This is a genomic window from Pedobacter sp. WC2423, from assembly GCF_040822065.1.
Classification (GTDB): domain Bacteria; phylum Bacteroidota; class Bacteroidia; order Sphingobacteriales; family Sphingobacteriaceae; genus Pedobacter.
Map to the genome: position 1 here is coordinate 3,884,345 of NZ_CP162005.1, position 16,562 is coordinate 3,900,906.

A 16,562-nucleotide genomic window follows, 5' to 3' on the forward strand; every position below is an offset into this window, starting at 1 on the left:
TACAAAAGTTATACCGAGATCAATTCCTTAACGAACTCGTGCATTGCAGCTCCAGGGTCAGCTGTCTTCATAAAGTTTTCACCAATCAGAAAACCGTTAAAATCAGCCGCTTTTAGCTGCTTAATTGTTTGTGGATCACTGATCGCACTCTCAGATATTTTTAGAAATTCTTTTGGGATCTCCCCTCCCAGATCAAAAGACGTCTGAATATTGACAGAAAAGTCTGTCAGATTACGATTGTTAACTCCTATTGCATCAACATAAGGATTGATACTGCGCTGTAATTCTTCCAGGTTATGCACTTCAAGCAATATATTCAGGCCTAAGCTTTTGGCCAGCCTGCTGAAAGTCTCAATTTGTGCAGGGGTAAGAATTGCTGCAATCAGCAGAATAATATCAGCGCCCAAGCCTTTTGCTTCTACAATCTGGTATTCATCAATCATGAAATCTTTACGCAAAAGAGGAATATTGTTTGCTGCCCTTGCTTCCAGTAAATCATTCGGATGACCGCCAAAAAAATCTATATCAGTCAATACAGAAATGGCAGAAGCACCTGCTGCCGCATAACCATTAGTCACTTCTACAACTGTAGAATGGTCATTGATAATTCCTTTTGATGGAGAACGGCGCTTAAATTCTGCGATAATGCCTGTACGTTCAGGGCTCATTATAAATTCTTTCAAAGAATAAGGTGTCCGGTTAAAATAAACACCTTGTTCCAGCTCTTTGATAGTAACCAGCTTTTTAGCTTGTTCAACTTCTACTTTTTTTCTAAGTACGATTTTATCTAAAATATTCATTTTGTATGTTTTAATTATCTAACCAATTTTTCATCATTTCTTTTCCGTATTCCGTCAGCACGCTTTCCGGATGAAACTGTACACCACGAACATCATAAGTCTGATGTCTGAGTGCCATAATCTCCTCACTTGTATCAGTAGCGGTAATAATCAATTCAGCCGGAAAACCTTCCCGGCTAACAACCCATGAATGATACCGGCCTACGTTAATTAATTCAGGACAGTCATTAAATAAGAATTCTTCCTTATCAATTACGTTTATAGGTGTAGCTATGCCGTGCATAGGTCTGCCTAAATTTAACAACTGACCACCAAATGCTTCAGCAATAGCCTGTTGTCCAAGACAGATACCCAGAATACTTTTTTCAGCTGCATAGGTCCTGATCACTTCTAAGAGTAATCCTGCTTCTGATGGTATACCAGGGCCGGGTGATAATAAAATCTTATCAAATTGAGCGACATCAGCCAGGGAAAATTTATCATTTCTCCACACTTCTGCTTCTCTGCCCAATTCATTAATTAAATGCACTAAATTATAGGTAAATGAATCATAATTATCTATGACTAATATTTTCTTTTGCATGTCTTTAATTTAAATTTTATTAATCCCTTTGGCCATCTCTATTGCTTTACGCAAGGCAGCGATCTTATTGTTTACTTCATTCAGCTCATTAATTGCAATAGAATCTGCTACAATACCAGCACCAGCCCGATAATGCAACTGGTTATTCTTACTCATAAACGTACGAATCATGATTGCATGATTAAATGAACTGCCAAAGTCCATATAACCAATTGCACCCGCATAAAAATTACGGGCCAGCCCTTCATATTCATCGATCAGCTGCATGGCTTTGTATTTTGGTGCCCCGCTCAAAGTTCCTGCCGGATAAGTATCAGCGACCACTTTAAAAGCTGAAACATCTGGCTGTATATTTCCGCTTACTTTTGAAACCAGATGGATTAAATGAGAATAATACTGAACCTCTTTAAACGATTTAACTTCAACATCCCTGCAATGTCTGCTCAGATCATTCCTGGCTAAATCTACCAGCATTACATGTTCTGCACTTTCTTTAGGGTCTTGCTCCAGCTTTCTCGCTAATTCAGCATCTTCTTCATCATTACCAGTACGTTTAAAAGTTCCGGCGATTGGAAAAATGTTAGCTGCTCCGTTTTTAATCGTAATCTGCGCTTCTGGCGATGAGCCAAAAAGCTTAAAGCTTCCGTAATCAAAATAGAACAGGTAAGGAGAAGGGTTAATAGAGCGCAAACAGCGGTAAACATTAAACTCATCACCCGAAAATCTCTGATTATAGGCTCTGGAAGGAACAATCTGAAAGACATCACCACGAAGGATATGTTTCTTCATTTTCTCCACAATATCCATAAAGCCCTCATTCGTCAGGTTAGACTGCTCCTCACCTACAGTATCAAAGCTATATTCAGGGAAGTTTTTATTCTGGATCAGGTATTCGATTTTCTCTAAATCTTCATCGTCTTCCTCATTGAAATTATTCTTAAACAAGGTAATCTCATTCTTAAAGTGGTCAATGGCAATAATATAACGGTAAACATGATATTGCATCATTGGAATCTCTTCTCCCTTTGGAGATTGCGCTGTAAATTTGATATCCTCAAAATACTGTACTGTGTTCCAGGTAAAATAACCAAACATTCCCGTAGAAATACGGCGCTGTTCTTCTACAGTTTGAGGATCAAATCTTGCTTTAAAAGCTTCGATTTCCTCAGTCAGGACAAATTCATCCTTCACTACTTTTTCTCCATTGGGAAAATAAGAAGACAATTTTCCATTTTCCAGCATAATTCCTGCAACAGGATCTGCACAAACGTAACTTACGGAGTTCTCCCGGCTATGGTAATCAGAACTTTCCAGCAACAGGGAGTTTGGAAAAACATCCCTCAATCGCAGATAGATACTTACTGGAGTAATGGTATCTGCTAATCTCTTTTTAAAAACGGTATTGATTTTGATCTTCTCCATCTGAAATTATTAAAACAAAAAAAACCCGACGCGTAGAACGTCGGGTTAGTATGTGTGGTTTGGTTTAGGTTGATAAACTATAAGGTACACGAGGCTACGACGAAACTCTTTTCAGAATTACCACGCCATTGCCAAGTAGTATGTTTATTGTTAATCATTGAGTAGCAAAAATAGAAATAAATCTTACAAACCAAAATTAAATCGTAAAATAATTATCACATTCCGAAGAGATGTCTGCTTGGATCTACCTTAACCATTGCTAAAATTGCCCCAGTGATTAATAAAAGTGCTAATCCAAAAAAGATAAATATAGTTTTATGTTTAGCTGATGCTGTAGCACCTTTCTTGGAACGGGCATTACCCACTGTAATTAAGATGATTGCAATTAACATCATAGATACGTGCTCCATTTTCCAGTAACGTTGTATGGCAACGGAACTATCTCCTTTATACCAATCATGCATAAAATAGATTACTAAACCTAAAACAAATTGAATATGCGCACTGATCAAAGCGAACACATTTAATTTACGGTTCCCTTCGGTATATGGTTTCTTACCCACATATCCCATTAATGCATTAATAAAAGCAACCAGCAATAAGATGATTACTAAATAACGCCATCCAGAGTGCGCACTCTTCAAGATTTCATAAATACCCATAACAAGTTTTTTCTTCAAAAATAAGAAATTAATGCTTGCTTATAAGCGCAGGGTCCTATTATTAATATTTAGAATCATTATAAAGTTTGACCAAAATTTGTCTTTACAATTCCTCGTGCTAAATCGGCCGTAACAAAATCCATTGGAATTACACCATATCTGCCACTGATGTTCCCACTAAAATAGGCTGCGATTTTTGGATTAACTGAATTGTGTACTGCATTGATATCAGGAATGCCAAAAATAAGTGATTTATATCCGCTGCTATAGTTTAGATACAGCCTGTTGGAATGATCAGCATGTGCAGCATCTAATTGTGCTTTCACACTGGTCCATTTAGTATCTGTATTAGAAACTTTATATTCATCCTGTACTTTCAGATTAGCTGCCGGATTATTAATATCAAAAGTAGTATTATCTCCCCATTGGGTAGCATCTATTCCTTTTGCATTTCCTGAACTGAATCTTCTCAGCAGTTTAATTTTACCGCGAATAGCTGAAAGCTTCGAAATACCAGTTCCCAGATCCCATTTACCAGCATTTTCCTGTACATAGCTATCAAAAGTCTGTTCAAAGCTGCGTGTGTTGTCAGTAGCTGTGTGTTCTTCCTTTACGCTCATCATAATAGTTTCTGATGGATTTGCATTTAAGAAGTCAATACAAGCCTTTAAAACGTCACTATAGTTTAAATTCTGATAGATAGCACCGTGATGAATGGCAAAGCTGTTGTTGATGTGCCTGCATCTGATATCCAGGTATCGCACACCAGCATTTAACTGCTCTGTTATACTCATCGTCTGACATTTTGCAGTACCAGATATAGGTTCAGTCCTCGCGCCTGAATCGTGTGTTCCAGGAATGGATATCTGCGCGATGTTCATGGTGTCTGGCAAGAAACTCATCCAGTTATTAAGCGAGTAATTCGGCAAAGCGTTAGTTTTGATCATCGCGCTTTCGTTTCTCGTTGCAGGAGCATTGTCCTGAATTCCTTGTTTCTTACAGGAGGTAATGGTGAATACACCAATTGCCATTAAGAAAAGCTGTAGTTTTCTGTTGCTGTTCATCAATTGTTTTTCGGTTAGATTGTTATGAGAATACGATTTTTTATTTCGTTATTATATAACACGAAGCTACCCCGGAATTGTTAATTTACTACGCACAACGGATTAAGTTTAAAACTAAAAAGGGTAATCCGCCTCCGGATCACCCTAATTAACTAACTTATTAAAATAAAAAAACTGGCTGTTGGGGAAGGAGTCGAACCTTCAAGGGGAAGTTAGCCGCAGTTCAAAAAATTAATTTGTGGTCAACCCATAAACTGTGTTTATCCCATGATCCCCACCACCGAGACAAGAAGGTGTGTCTGCCAATTTCACCACCCAACATTAAATAAAGAACAATCATTCTTTGGCTGTAGGGGAAGGAGTCGAACCTTCAAGGAGTAGTTAGCCTTTTCAGGTTTTCCATATTCTCCACCACCGAGACAAGGAGGTGCGTCTGCCAGTTCCACCACCCTACAGAGTATAAGCAATTATTAAAATGAACTTTTTTTTCTTACTTGCTTGATACAAATGTAACGATAGACTGCATACGTTACAAATATTTTAATGATTTAATTTCATTATTACGACTATTGTAATTATATTAGAACATCATTATAATTAATTGAAATCATGCTCAAAAAAGAAAGCCAAAATTTAGAAATTGATAACCTGGATATTGACATTTTAAAGCAACTGATGCAGGATGCGACTAAACCCTACACAGAAATAGCGAAAGATTTGATTGTTTCGGGAGGAACAATTCACGTTCGAATGAAAAAACTACAGGAAATGGGAATTATAAAAGGATCACATTTAATTATAGATCCGCAGAAGGCAGGATATGATATCTGTGCTTTTCTAGGTATATACCTGGAAAAAGGAATTCAGTATAAAGATGCAGTGGAACAGCTCAGCAGAATTAAAGAAGTTGTGGAGTTGCATTATACAACTGGTGCCTATAGTATGTTCGCTAAAATCATATGCAGGGATACCAATCATTTACGTCATGTATTAAATGAAGAGATCCAGGCTGTGGCAGGTATACAGCGCACGGAGACATTGATCTCACTGGAGGAAAGCATCAGAAGGCAAATAGAGTTAGGATAGTAAAGGCATTAAACTGCTGTTTGATAGAAAAACGGTCTTTAAACAAGAAAAGCCTGTAGTTTCCTACAGGCTTTCTTTAAGATTTGGCACCGACCTACTCTCCCACGTGTTACCGCAGTACCATCGGCTCTGGTGGGCTTAACTTCTCTGTTCGGAATGGGAAGAGGTGGACACCACCGATATAGGCACCTAAATGTCTTTATCCAGCTTTTGTTATTTTTAGCTATTCATTGATATAGCTTTTGTTATTATCGCTCGATTGATATTATAATTGTTTTCCGTTCCCGGGCTTAAAGGATCCGCATCACTGCTTTTCCTGTTTTCACTCCGGTACATCAAACGATGACATATTATTGAAAGAAGTTAGTTATGAAGAACAAACAACAGTTTATTGCTCTTGAAAGCTTCGGATGATTAGTATTACTCGACTATGCTGTCACCAGCTTTACATCTGTAACCTATCAACGTAGTAGTCTGCTACGGTCCTATATGGAATTCTCATCTCGTGGCTAGTTTCGCACTTAGATGCTTTCAGCGCTTATCTATTCCCAACGTAGCTACTCTGCAATGCCCCTGGCGGAACAACAGATTCACTAGAGGTTAGTCCAACCCGGTCCTCTCGTACTAAGGTCAGCCCCACTCAAAATTCCTACGCCCACAACAGATAGGGACCGAACTGTCTCGCGACGTTCTGAACCCAGCTCGCGTGCCACTTTAATCGGCGAACAGCCGAACCCTTGGGACCTTCTCCAGCCCCAGGATGTGACGAGCCGACATCGAGGTGCCAAACCTCCCCGTCGATATGAGCTCTTGGGGGAGATCAGCCTGTTATCCCCAGCGTACCTTTTATCCTTTGAGCGATGGCCCTTCCATGCAGAACCACCGGATCACTATATCCGTCTTTCGACCCTGCTCGGCTTGTCTGCCTCACAGTCAAGCAAGCTTATGCTATTGCACTCCTCATACGGTTACCAAGCGTATTGAGCTTACCTTTGAAAGCCTCCGTTACCTTTTTGGAGGCGACCACCCCAGTCAAACTACCCATCAAACAATGTCCCCTCATTCAAGGGTTAGACACCGAATACAAAAAGGGTGGTATTTCAACGTTGACTCCACAACACCTGGCGATGCCGCTTCATAGTCTCCCACCTATCCTACACATCCTGTATCCAATGTCAATGTTAAATTGTAGTGAAGGTGCATGGGGTCTTTCCGTCCCGTTGCGGGTACCCGGCGTCTTCACCGGGACCACAATTTCACCGAGCTCATGGCTGAGACAGCGCCCAGATCGTTACACCATTCGTGCAGGTCGGAACTTACCCGACAAGGAATTTCGCTACCTTAGGACCGTTATAGTTACGGCCGCCGTTTACTGGGGCTTCGATTCAATGCTTCTCCTTTAACAGATGACATCCCCTCTTAACCTTCCAGCACCGGGCAGGTGTCAGGCCTTATACTTCATCTTTCGATTTTGCAAAGCCATGTGTTTTTGTTAAACAGTCGCCTGGGCCTTTTCACTGCGGCTGACATTGCTGTCAGCGCCCCTTCTCCCGAAGTTACAGGGCCATTTTGCCGAGTTCCTTAGCCATGATTCACTCGAGCACCTTAGAATTCTCTTCCCGGATACCTGTGTCGGTTTGCGGTACGGGTTTTTATAACCTGAAGCTTAGCGGTTTTTCTTGGAAGTCTGATTACCTGCGCTATCCACTTACCCGAAGGCTTGCGGTACTATCGACCTTTAGCAAGAGTGGCGGATTTGCCTACCTCTCCTATACCTACAGTCTTTAACGATCTATTCCGTCAGATCGCGGCAGTGTCACTACTCCGTCCCCACATCGCAGTTATAAAAAGTACTGGAATATTAACCAGTTGTCCATCGAATTTCCCCTTCGGGTTCTCCTTAGGCCCCGACTAACCCTGATCCGATTAGCGTTGATCAGGAAACCTTATCCTTTCGGTGGGCAGGTTTCTCGCCTGCCTTATCGTTACTTATGCCTACATTTGCTTTTCCAGAAGCTCCACCCTGGCTTACGCCAAAACTTCGCTGCCGCTGGAATGCTCCCCTACCGTAATATTAATATTACCCATAGCTTCGGTGTACTACTTTATGCCCGTTTATTATCCATGCACGATCGCTCGACTAGTGAGCTGTTACGCACTCTTTAAATGAATGGCTGCTTCCAAGCCAACATCCTAGCTGTCTAGGCAATCGCACCTCGTTAGTTCAACTTAGTAGTAACTTGGGGACCTTAGCTGATGGTCTGGGTTCTTTCCCTCTCGGCCCGTGACCTTAGCACCCCGGGCCTCACTGCAGTGTATATTTATTAGCATTCGGAGTTTGTCTGGATTTGGTAGGATTTGACTCCCCCGCACCCAATCAGTAGCTCTACCTCTAATAAACTTAACCACCACGCTGTTCCTAAAAACATTTCGGGGAGTACGAGCTATTTCCCAGTTTGATTAGCCTTTCACCCCTACCCACAGATCATCCGGAAACTTTTCAACGTTTATCGGTTCGGTCCTCCAGTACGTGTTACCGCACCTTCAACCTGTCCATGGGTAGATCACAAGGTTTCGCGTCTACCTCCCCTGACTATACGCCCTGTTCAGACTCGCTTTCGCTTCGGCTGCGTGTCTTAAACACTTAACCTTGCCAGAGAAGAGTAACTCGTAGGCTCATTATGCAAAAGGCACGCCGTCACGCCACCTGGACGCTCCGACCGCTTGTAAGTACACAGTTTCAGGTTCTATTTCACTCCCCTGTTCGGGGTTCTTTTCACCTTTCCCTCACGGTACTGGTTCACTATCGGTCTCTCAGGAGTATTTAGCCTTACCGGATGGTGCCGGCAGATTCCCACAAGGCGTCTCCGACCTCGCGGTACTCAGGATACTACTAGACTAATGTTACTTACGTGTACGCGGCTCTCACGCTATTTTGCCAGGCTTCCCATCCTGTTCCACTTCATTTCATTAATGCCATATTGTAGTCCTACAACCCCAGCTATGCCGTAACATAACTGGTTTGGGCTCTTTCCCGTTCGCTCGCCACTACTTAGGAAATCATTATTATTTTCTCTTCCTCTGCTTACTTAGATGTTTCAGTTCGGCAGGTTTGCGCATCGTAATGCGACTAGTCTTCAACTAGCCAGGTTTCCCCATTCGGAAATCTCCGGATTAATTCATATTTGCTAATCCCCGGAGCTTATCGCAGCTTATCACGTCCTTCATCGCCTCTGAGAGCCAAGGCATCCCCTGTGTACTCTTTCTTACTTTCTTCTCTCCATAGCCTTTTGCGCCTATGGAAATGCTTTTTTTAATCTGTTATTAACCCTTACGGATTCAGTTCGTGTATAAATACACTTGTGTTTCCTTCAAGCTAACAACGTCTCTATTGTTGTTTGCTCTTCTTTATTAACTTCTTCCAATATGTCAAAGAACTTTATTGTCCCGGGTACTATAGTATTGCTACCATCTTACCCTATTTCCTGTAGCTTTTATCTTAACTACGGGACAATCGTGGAGAATAACGGAGTCGAACCGTTGACCTCCTGCGTGCAAGGCAGGCGCTCTAGCCAGCTGAGCTAATCCCCCTTAGAATATATAATGTAGTCCCGAGCAGATTTGAACTGCTGACCCCTACATTATCAGTGTAGTGCTCTAACCAACTGAGCTACGGGACTAAATTGTCTTAACTTGCAGTAGGCGAACAACTATTTGTGATGTTTCATCCTATGGGTTTTCCTTTTGAGATTTTATTGTCATTTACTTATATACTGCTGTTGCTCTAGCTGTTAGAGTTTCATTGGTATATCATTTACGCAGCGAGTTATCTATCTTACTCCAGAAAGGAGGTATTCCAGCCGCACCTTCCGGTACGGCTACCTTGTTACGACTTAGCCCCAGTTATCGGTTTTACCCTAGGACGCTCCTTGCGGTTACATACTTTAGGTACCCCCAACTTCCATGGCTTGACGGGCGGTGTGTACAAGGCCCGGGAACGTATTCACCGTATCATTGCTGATATACGATTACTAGCGAATCCAACTTCAAGAGGTCGAGTTGCAGACCTCTATCCGAACTGTGAATGGCTTTTGGAGATTTGCTTGCTGTTACCAGCTTGCTGCCCTCTGTACCATCCATTGTAGCACGTGTGTAGCCCCGGACGTAAGGGCCATGATGACTTGACGTCGTCCCCTCCTTCCTCTCTGTTTGCACAGGCAGTCTGTTTAGAGTCCCCACCATAACGTGCTGGCAACTAAACATAGGGGTTGCGCTCGTTGCGGGACTTAACCCAACACCTCACGGCACGAGCTGACGACAGCCATGCAGCACCTAGTTTCGTGTCCTTGCGGACTCATCTATCTCTAAATGATTCACTAACTTTCAAGCCCGGGTAAGGTTCCTCGCGTATCATCGAATTAAACCACATGCTCCTCCGCTTGTGCGGGCCCCCGTCAATTCCTTTGAGTTTCAATCTTGCGACCGTACTCCCCAGGTGGAATACTTAACGCTTTCGCTTAGCCGCTAACTGTGTATCGCTAACAGCGAGTATTCATCGTTTAGGGCGTGGACTACCAGGGTATCTAATCCTGTTTGATCCCCACGCTTTCGTGCCTCAGCGTCAATTTAACCATAGTAAGCTGCCTTCGCAATCGGTGTTCTGTGACATATCTATGCATTTCACCGCTACTTGTCACATTCCGCCTACCTCTAGTTCATTCAAGCTCTTCAGTATCAAGGGCACTGCGATGGTTGAGCCACCGTCTTTCACCCCTGACTTAAAAAGCCGCCTACGCACCCTTTAAACCCAATAAATCCGGATAACGCTTGGATCCTCCGTATTACCGCGGCTGCTGGCACGGAGTTAGCCGATCCTTATTCCTTCGGTACATTCAGCTATCTACACGTAGATAGGTTTATTCCCGAATAAAAGCAGTTTACGACCCAGAGGGCTGTCTTCCTGCACGCGGCATGGCTGGTTCAGAGTTGCCTCCATTGACCAATATTCCTTACTGCTGCCTCCCGTAGGAGTCTGGTCCGTGTCTCAGTACCAGTGTGGGGGGTCATCCTCTCAGATCCCCTAGACATCGTGGTCTTGGTGGGCCGTTACCCCGCCAACTAACTAATGTCACGCATGCCCATCTTAATCCTATAAATATTTGATCATTGCACAATGCTGTGCTGTGATTTTATGCGGTGTTAATCCGAATTTCTTCGGGCTATCCCCCTGATTAAGGTAGGTTGCATACGCGTTACGCACCCGTGCGCCACTTTCCTCTCTAGCAAGCTAAAGAGTATCGTTCGACTTGCATGTATTAGGCCTGCCGCTAGCGTTCATCCTGAGCCAGGATCAAACTCTCCATTGTAAAATGTTATGTTTGAACACTGACCATTCTTAACTTGTATTAATAATAGTCTTATTCTTATTTGTCTGTCAGAATAGACTTAAAAAACTCGCGCGGTTCATGTACTTTGAACTTGTACTAGCTTACCTCGCTACGTTTGTAAATGACATCTCTTTAATGAACTTCTCGACAGTACCTCACGGCCAGTCTTTATATGTTGCAATGTTATTCCTTCTATTTCTCAGGTCTTCATGTTCCTGATTCATTTCCGGTATTTCATCGTTTCAGTCTTGTTATTGTGATCTGCTAACATCCGTTAGTGATCTTCCCGTTTTTGTTGGGACTGCAAAGGTAGAAATCTTTTTCGTTTTGTCAAGCTTTTTATTTTTTATTTTTAGAAAGTTTTAATTCCTTCCCAAGAGCTTAACAACAACCTCTACTTCACATCCTTTCAATCCTCAGCACTCATCCTTTTCACTCTTTCCCTTCCTCCGAAGCGGGATGCAAAAGTAGAAAAATTATACCATTAACCAAACAATAACGCACTTATAATTGTATACAATCCCTAACTACATGATTTACAACTACAAAAAATTAAATTAAATGCTAGAGGGACTCACAAACCACATTTTTAGCAGAAAAATCACCTAAAACCCAATATCCTGTATTAGGAAAAATTCAATCATTCTTCCCATTTTCATCTATTAAGTACTATTTTTTATCAAATATTAAGTAAAGTAGGAAGAGTAATAATCAAAACCAGTGATGCAATACAGTTGAATGATAAAACAAGCAATGAGAATAAGATTATTATAAGTTGAAACCAATAAAAGAATAGTATTGATACCTGAGAGAAATAAAATCAGAGAAGAAATAGATACAAATGGATTGATAGCTTATCAACGATAAACTATTTAGACAACGTCTTCAGCAGATCTTTGGCAGGGACAGATTTAGTATTCCCCTCCTTATCACCAATAACAAGCTCCTCGTTATTTACAGCGGCTTCCTCAGCCAGCTTTCGTAAAGCCTTTTTGAGACCAACCATTACCTTATCGGTAAAAGTGTCATCTTGAATTAAAGAATCAGGTCTTTCCATGATTTTGCTGTCTAATGATAGTATTCCAAAGTTCGCGATTAAATACTGCTTTTCCAAAGCTGTCATATTTGGCAATCACTTCAGGTACCAGGTCCATGTTATTTACGATTGTCCATTCATCACATATCGGCATATACAGGTTATATAAATTATAAATGCCCCGATAATATCTGCGTTCTATTACATCCGAAGGAATGTGATGCCCTCCATTGCTCACCCGCTTAGCAACACGCTCTACGGTCAGATCTGGAGAGCTTAGCCAAAAATACAACAAACTAATCTTGTAATCCATCAGTTTTGCCTGTTTAACCAGGGTAACATAACTTCGGCTCGCCAATGTAGTTTCAAACCCAAAATCAATCCTGGCTGTCATTAATGCACGAATACGTCTGAGCATAATTCTACCTGATTCAAAAGCTACGCTTTCAGGATTAAAAGGAGACAGGCCGCAGGCAATATTATCAGCATTCACAAACTCCATACAATTTAAGATTTCCGGCAGAATGGTATTACTCGCGGTAGTTTTACCTGCACCATTGCAACCGGCTATGATATAGAGATTAGCCAAGGGATCCAGCCTTTCTATCGAAGAACTGAACAGATAGTATCTGTCCCATCAAAAATGCCAATTGTGTACTGCCCTGCACATATAAGATTGATAGTTTCATCAAATTAAAGATAGAAATTATCTTTCTCAAAGTTCAGGAAGTAGTATTGAAGTTTCTATTGGTCCAGGATCCGGATCAGGTTAGGAATTCGAATCCCCCCACACTACAGGTTATATATACCTGGTTACATAAAGGCAGTAGCTATTTCTGTTTAATAAAAAAGGTCTTTAAACAAGAAAAGCCTGTAGTTTCCTACAGGCTTTCTTTAAGATTTGGCACCGACCTACTCTCCCACGTGTTACCGCAGTACCATCGGCTCTGGTGGGCTTAACTTCTCTGTTCGGAATGGGAAGAGGTGGACACCACCGATATAGGCACCTAAATGTCTTTATCCAGCTTTTGTTATTTTCAGCTATTCATTGATATAGCTTTTGTTATTATCGCTCGATTGATATTATAATTGTTTTCCGTTCCTGGGCTTAAAGGATCCGCATCACTGCTTTTCCTGTTTTCACTCCGGTCCATCAAACGATGACATATTATTGAAAGAAGTTAGTTATGAAGAACAAACAACAGTTTATTGCTCTTGAAAGCTTCGGATGATTAGTATTACTCGACTATGCTGTCACCAGCTTTACATCTGTAACCTATCAACGTAGTAGTCTGCTACGGTCCTATATGGAATTCTCATCTCGTGGCTAGTTTCGCACTTAGATGCTTTCAGCGCTTATCTATTCCCAACGTAGCTACTCTGCAATGCCCCTGGCGGAACAACAGATTCACTAGAGGTTAGTCCAACCCGGTCCTCTCGTACTAAGGTCAGCCCCACTCAAAATTCCTACGCCCACAACAGATAGGGACCGAACTGTCTCGCGACGTTCTGAACCCAGCTCGCGTGCCACTTTAATCGGCGAACAGCCGAACCCTTGGGACCTTCTCCAGCCCCAGGATGTGACGAGCCGACATCGAGGTGCCAAACCTCCCCGTCGATATGAGCTCTTGGGGGAGATCAGCCTGTTATCCCCAGCGTACCTTTTATCCTTTGAGCGATGGCCCTTCCATGCAGAACCACCGGATCACTATATCCGTCTTTCGACCCTGCTCGGCTTGTCTGCCTCACAGTCAAGCAAGCTTATGCTATTGCACTCCTCATACGGTTACCAAGCGTATTGAGCTTACCTTTGAAAGCCTCCGTTACCTTTTTGGAGGCGACCACCCCAGTCAAACTACCCATCAAACAATGTCCCCTCATTCAAGGGTTAGACACCGAATACAAAAAGGGTGGTATTTCAACGTTGACTCCACAACACCTGGCGATGCCGCTTCATAGTCTCCCACCTATCCTACACATCCTGTATCCAATGTCAATGTTAAATTGTAGTGAAGGTGCATGGGGTCTTTCCGTCCCGTTGCGGGTACCCGGCGTCTTCACCGGGACCACAATTTCACCGAGCTCATGGCTGAGACAGCGCCCAGATCGTTACACCATTCGTGCAGGTCGGAACTTACCCGACAAGGAATTTCGCTACCTTAGGACCGTTATAGTTACGGCCGCCGTTTACTGGGGCTTCGATTCAATGCTTCTCCTTTAACAGATGACATCCCCTCTTAACCTTCCAGCACCGGGCAGGTGTCAGGCCTTATACTTCATCTTTCGATTTTGCAAAGCCATGTGTTTTTGTTAAACAGTCGCCTGGGCCTTTTCACTGCGGCTGACATTGCTGTCAGCGCCCCTTCTCCCGAAGTTACAGGGCCATTTTGCCGAGTTCCTTAGCCATGATTCACTCGAGCACCTTAGAATTCTCTTCCCGGATACCTGTGTCGGTTTGCGGTACGGGTTTTTATAACCTGAAGCTTAGCGGTTTTTCTTGGAAGTCTGATTACCTGCGCTATCCACTTACCCGAAGGCTTGCGGTACTATCGACCTTCAGCAAGAGTGGCGGATTTGCCTACCTCTCCTATACCTACAGTCTTTAACGATCTATTCCGTCAGATCGCGGCAGTGTCACTACTCCGTCCCCACATCGCAGTTATAAAAAGTACTGGAATATTAACCAGTTGTCCATCGAATTTCCCCTTCGGGTTCTCCTTAGGCCCCGACTAACCCTGATCCGATTAGCGTTGATCAGGAAACCTTATCCTTTCGGTGGGCAGGTTTCTCGCCTGCCTTATCGTTACTTATGCCTACATTTGCTTTTCCAGAAGCTCCACCCTGGCTTACGCCAAAACTTCGCTGCCGCTGGAATGCTCCCCTACCGTAATATTAATATTACCCATAGCTTCGGTGTACTACTTTATGCCCGTTTATTATCCATGCACGATCGCTCGACTAGTGAGCTGTTACGCACTCTTTAAATGAATGGCTGCTTCCAAGCCAACATCCTAGCTGTCTAGGCAATCGCACCTCGTTAGTTCAACTTAGTAGTAACTTGGGGACCTTAGCTGATGGTCTGGGTTCTTTCCCTCTCGGCCCGTGACCTTAGCACCCCGGGCCTCACTGCAGTGTATATTTATTAGCATTCGGAGTTTGTCTGGATTTGGTAGGATTTGACTCCCCCGCACCCAATCAGTAGCTCTACCTCTAATAAACTTAACCACCACGCTGTTCCTAAAAACATTTCGGGGAGTACGAGCTATTTCCCAGTTTGATTAGCCTTTCACCCCTACCCACAGATCATCCGGAAACTTTTCAACGTTTATCGGTTCGGTCCTCCAGTACGTGTTACCGCACCTTCAACCTGTCCATGGGTAGATCACAAGGTTTCGCGTCTACCTCCCCTGACTATACGCCCTGTTCAGACTCGCTTTCGCTTCGGCTGCGTGTCTTAAACACTTAACCTTGCCAGAGAAGAGTAACTCGTAGGCTCATTATGCAAAAGGCACGCCGTCACGCCACCTGGACGCTCCGACCGCTTGTAAGTACACAGTTTCAGGTTCTATTTCACTCCCCTGTTCGGGGTTCTTTTCACCTTTCCCTCACGGTACTGGTTCACTATCGGTCTCTCAGGAGTATTTAGCCTTACCGGATGGTGCCGGCAGATTCCCACAAGGCGTCTCCGACCTCGCGGTACTCAGGATACTACTAGACTAATGTTACTTACGTGTACGCGGCTCTCACGCTATTTTGCCAGGCTTCCCATCCTGTTCCACTTCATTTCATTAATGCCATATTGTAGTCCTACAACCCCAGCTATGCCGTAACATAACTGGTTTGGGCTCTTTCCCGTTCGCTCGCCACTACTTAGGAAATCATTATTATTTTCTCTTCCTCTGCTTACTTAGATGTTTCAGTTCGGCAGGTTTGCGCATCGTAATGCGACTAGTCTTCAACTAGCCAGGTTTCCCCATTCGGAAATCTCCGGATTAATTCATATTTGCTAATCCCCGGAGCTTATCGCAGCTTATCACGTCCTTCATCGCCTCTGAGAGCCAAGGCATCCCCTGTGTACTCTTTCTTACTTTCTTCTCTCCATAGCCTTTTGCGCCTATGGAAATGCTTTTTTTAATCTGTTATTAACCCTTACGGATTCAGTCGTGTATAAATACATTCATGTTTCCTTCAAGCTAACAACGTCTCTATTGTTGTTTGCTCTTCTTTATTAACTTCTTCCAATATGTCAAAGAACTTTATTGTCCCGGGTACTATAGTATTGCTACCATCTTACCCTATTTCCTGTAGCTTTTATCTTAACTACGGGACAATCGTGGAGAATAACGGAGTCGAACCGTTGACCTCCTGCGTGCAAGGCAGGCGCTCTAGCCAGCTGAGCTAATCCCCCTTAGAATATATAATGTAGTCCCGAGCAGATTTGAACTGCTGACCCCTACATTATCAGTGTAGTGCTCTAACCAACTGAGCTACGGGACTAAATTGTCTTAACTTGCAGTAGGCG

At 43.0% G+C, this 16,562-nt stretch carries 8 protein-coding genes, 6 tRNA genes and 5 rRNA genes; 1 reads left to right on the plus strand and 18 read right to left on the minus strand.

Translation table 11 applies throughout. The annotated features are described in order from the left end of the window. Positions 1-8: 8 nt before the first annotated feature. From trpC to AB3G38_RS16090, 7 genes are all read right to left on the minus strand, one after another. Complete coding sequence (gene trpC / locus AB3G38_RS16060) at positions 9-800, minus strand: indole-3-glycerol phosphate synthase TrpC (RefSeq protein WP_367864873.1); 792 nt, start codon at positions 798-800, stop codon at positions 9-11. Positions 801-810: 10 nt separating this feature from the next. Continuing rightward, positions 811-1,383 (minus strand): aminodeoxychorismate/anthranilate synthase component II, encoded by a 573-nt coding sequence (locus AB3G38_RS16065; protein ID WP_367864874.1) that lies wholly within the window; start codon positions 1,381-1,383, stop codon positions 811-813. A 9-nt stretch (positions 1,384-1,392) separates the two neighbouring features. Then, positions 1,393-2,805 (minus strand): anthranilate synthase component I family protein, encoded by a 1,413-nt coding sequence (locus AB3G38_RS16070; protein ID WP_367864875.1) that lies wholly within the window; start codon positions 2,803-2,805, stop codon positions 1,393-1,395. 215 nt (positions 2,806-3,020) lie between these two features. Continuing rightward, positions 3,021-3,485, minus strand: coding sequence for a cytochrome B (locus tag AB3G38_RS16075; RefSeq protein WP_367864876.1), 465 nt, complete (start codon positions 3,483-3,485; stop codon positions 3,021-3,023). 59 nt (positions 3,486-3,544) lie between these two features. After that, positions 3,545-4,531: a phosphatidylinositol-specific phospholipase C gene (locus AB3G38_RS16080; RefSeq protein WP_367864877.1), complete on the minus strand. Its 987-nt coding sequence runs from the start codon at positions 4,529-4,531 to the stop codon at positions 3,545-3,547. 175 nt (positions 4,532-4,706) lie between these two features. Continuing rightward, a tRNA-Asp gene (locus AB3G38_RS16085) sits at positions 4,707-4,852 on the minus strand. Positions 4,853-4,875: 23 nt separating this feature from the next. Continuing rightward, positions 4,876-4,986 (minus strand) — tRNA-Asp (locus tag AB3G38_RS16090). A 154-nt stretch (positions 4,987-5,140) separates the two neighbouring features. On the opposite strand from AB3G38_RS16090, the gene AB3G38_RS16095 reads away from it, so the two are divergent. After that, positions 5,141-5,617: an Lrp/AsnC ligand binding domain-containing protein gene (locus AB3G38_RS16095; RefSeq protein WP_041883359.1), complete on the plus strand. Its 477-nt coding sequence runs from the start codon at positions 5,141-5,143 to the stop codon at positions 5,615-5,617. A gap of 81 nt (positions 5,618-5,698) precedes the next feature. Here the strand turns inward: AB3G38_RS16095 and rrf (AB3G38_RS16100) are convergent. The 11 genes from rrf (AB3G38_RS16100) to AB3G38_RS16150 all read right to left on the minus strand — a co-directional run bounded on the left by rrf (AB3G38_RS16100) (position 5,699) and on the right by AB3G38_RS16150 (position 16,537). Then, positions 5,699-5,810: ribosomal RNA gene (gene rrf, locus AB3G38_RS16100) — 5S ribosomal RNA — on the minus strand. 202 nt (positions 5,811-6,012) lie between these two features. Further along, positions 6,013-8,893 (minus strand): 23S ribosomal RNA (locus AB3G38_RS16105). A gap of 241 nt (positions 8,894-9,134) precedes the next feature. Continuing rightward, positions 9,135-9,208 (minus strand) — tRNA-Ala (locus AB3G38_RS16110). Between the two features lie 15 nt (positions 9,209-9,223). Beyond that, a tRNA-Ile gene (locus tag AB3G38_RS16115) sits at positions 9,224-9,297 on the minus strand. 164 nt (positions 9,298-9,461) lie between these two features. Beyond that, positions 9,462-10,983 (minus strand): 16S ribosomal RNA (locus AB3G38_RS16120). 889 nt (positions 10,984-11,872) lie between these two features. Continuing rightward, complete coding sequence (locus tag AB3G38_RS16125; RefSeq protein ID WP_367864878.1) at positions 11,873-12,061, minus strand: hypothetical protein; 189 nt, start codon at positions 12,059-12,061, stop codon at positions 11,873-11,875. Then, positions 12,048-12,629 (minus strand): zeta toxin family protein, encoded by a 582-nt coding sequence (locus AB3G38_RS16130; RefSeq protein WP_367864879.1) that lies wholly within the window; start codon positions 12,627-12,629, stop codon positions 12,048-12,050. The genes AB3G38_RS16125 and AB3G38_RS16130 overlap by 14 nt, the downstream gene beginning before the upstream one ends. Positions 12,630-12,939: 310 nt before the next feature. After that, positions 12,940-13,051 (minus strand): 5S ribosomal RNA (rrf, locus tag AB3G38_RS16135). A gap of 202 nt (positions 13,052-13,253) precedes the next feature. After that, a 23S ribosomal RNA gene (locus AB3G38_RS16140) occupies positions 13,254-16,134 on the minus strand. Together the 16S, 23S and 5S rRNA genes with 4 tRNA genes alongside form the textbook arrangement of a ribosomal RNA operon. 240 nt (positions 16,135-16,374) lie before the next feature. Beyond that, a tRNA-Ala gene (locus AB3G38_RS16145) sits at positions 16,375-16,448 on the minus strand. A 15-nt stretch (positions 16,449-16,463) separates the two neighbouring features. Then, a tRNA-Ile gene (locus tag AB3G38_RS16150) sits at positions 16,464-16,537 on the minus strand. Between the last annotated feature and the right edge of the window lie 25 nt (positions 16,538-16,562).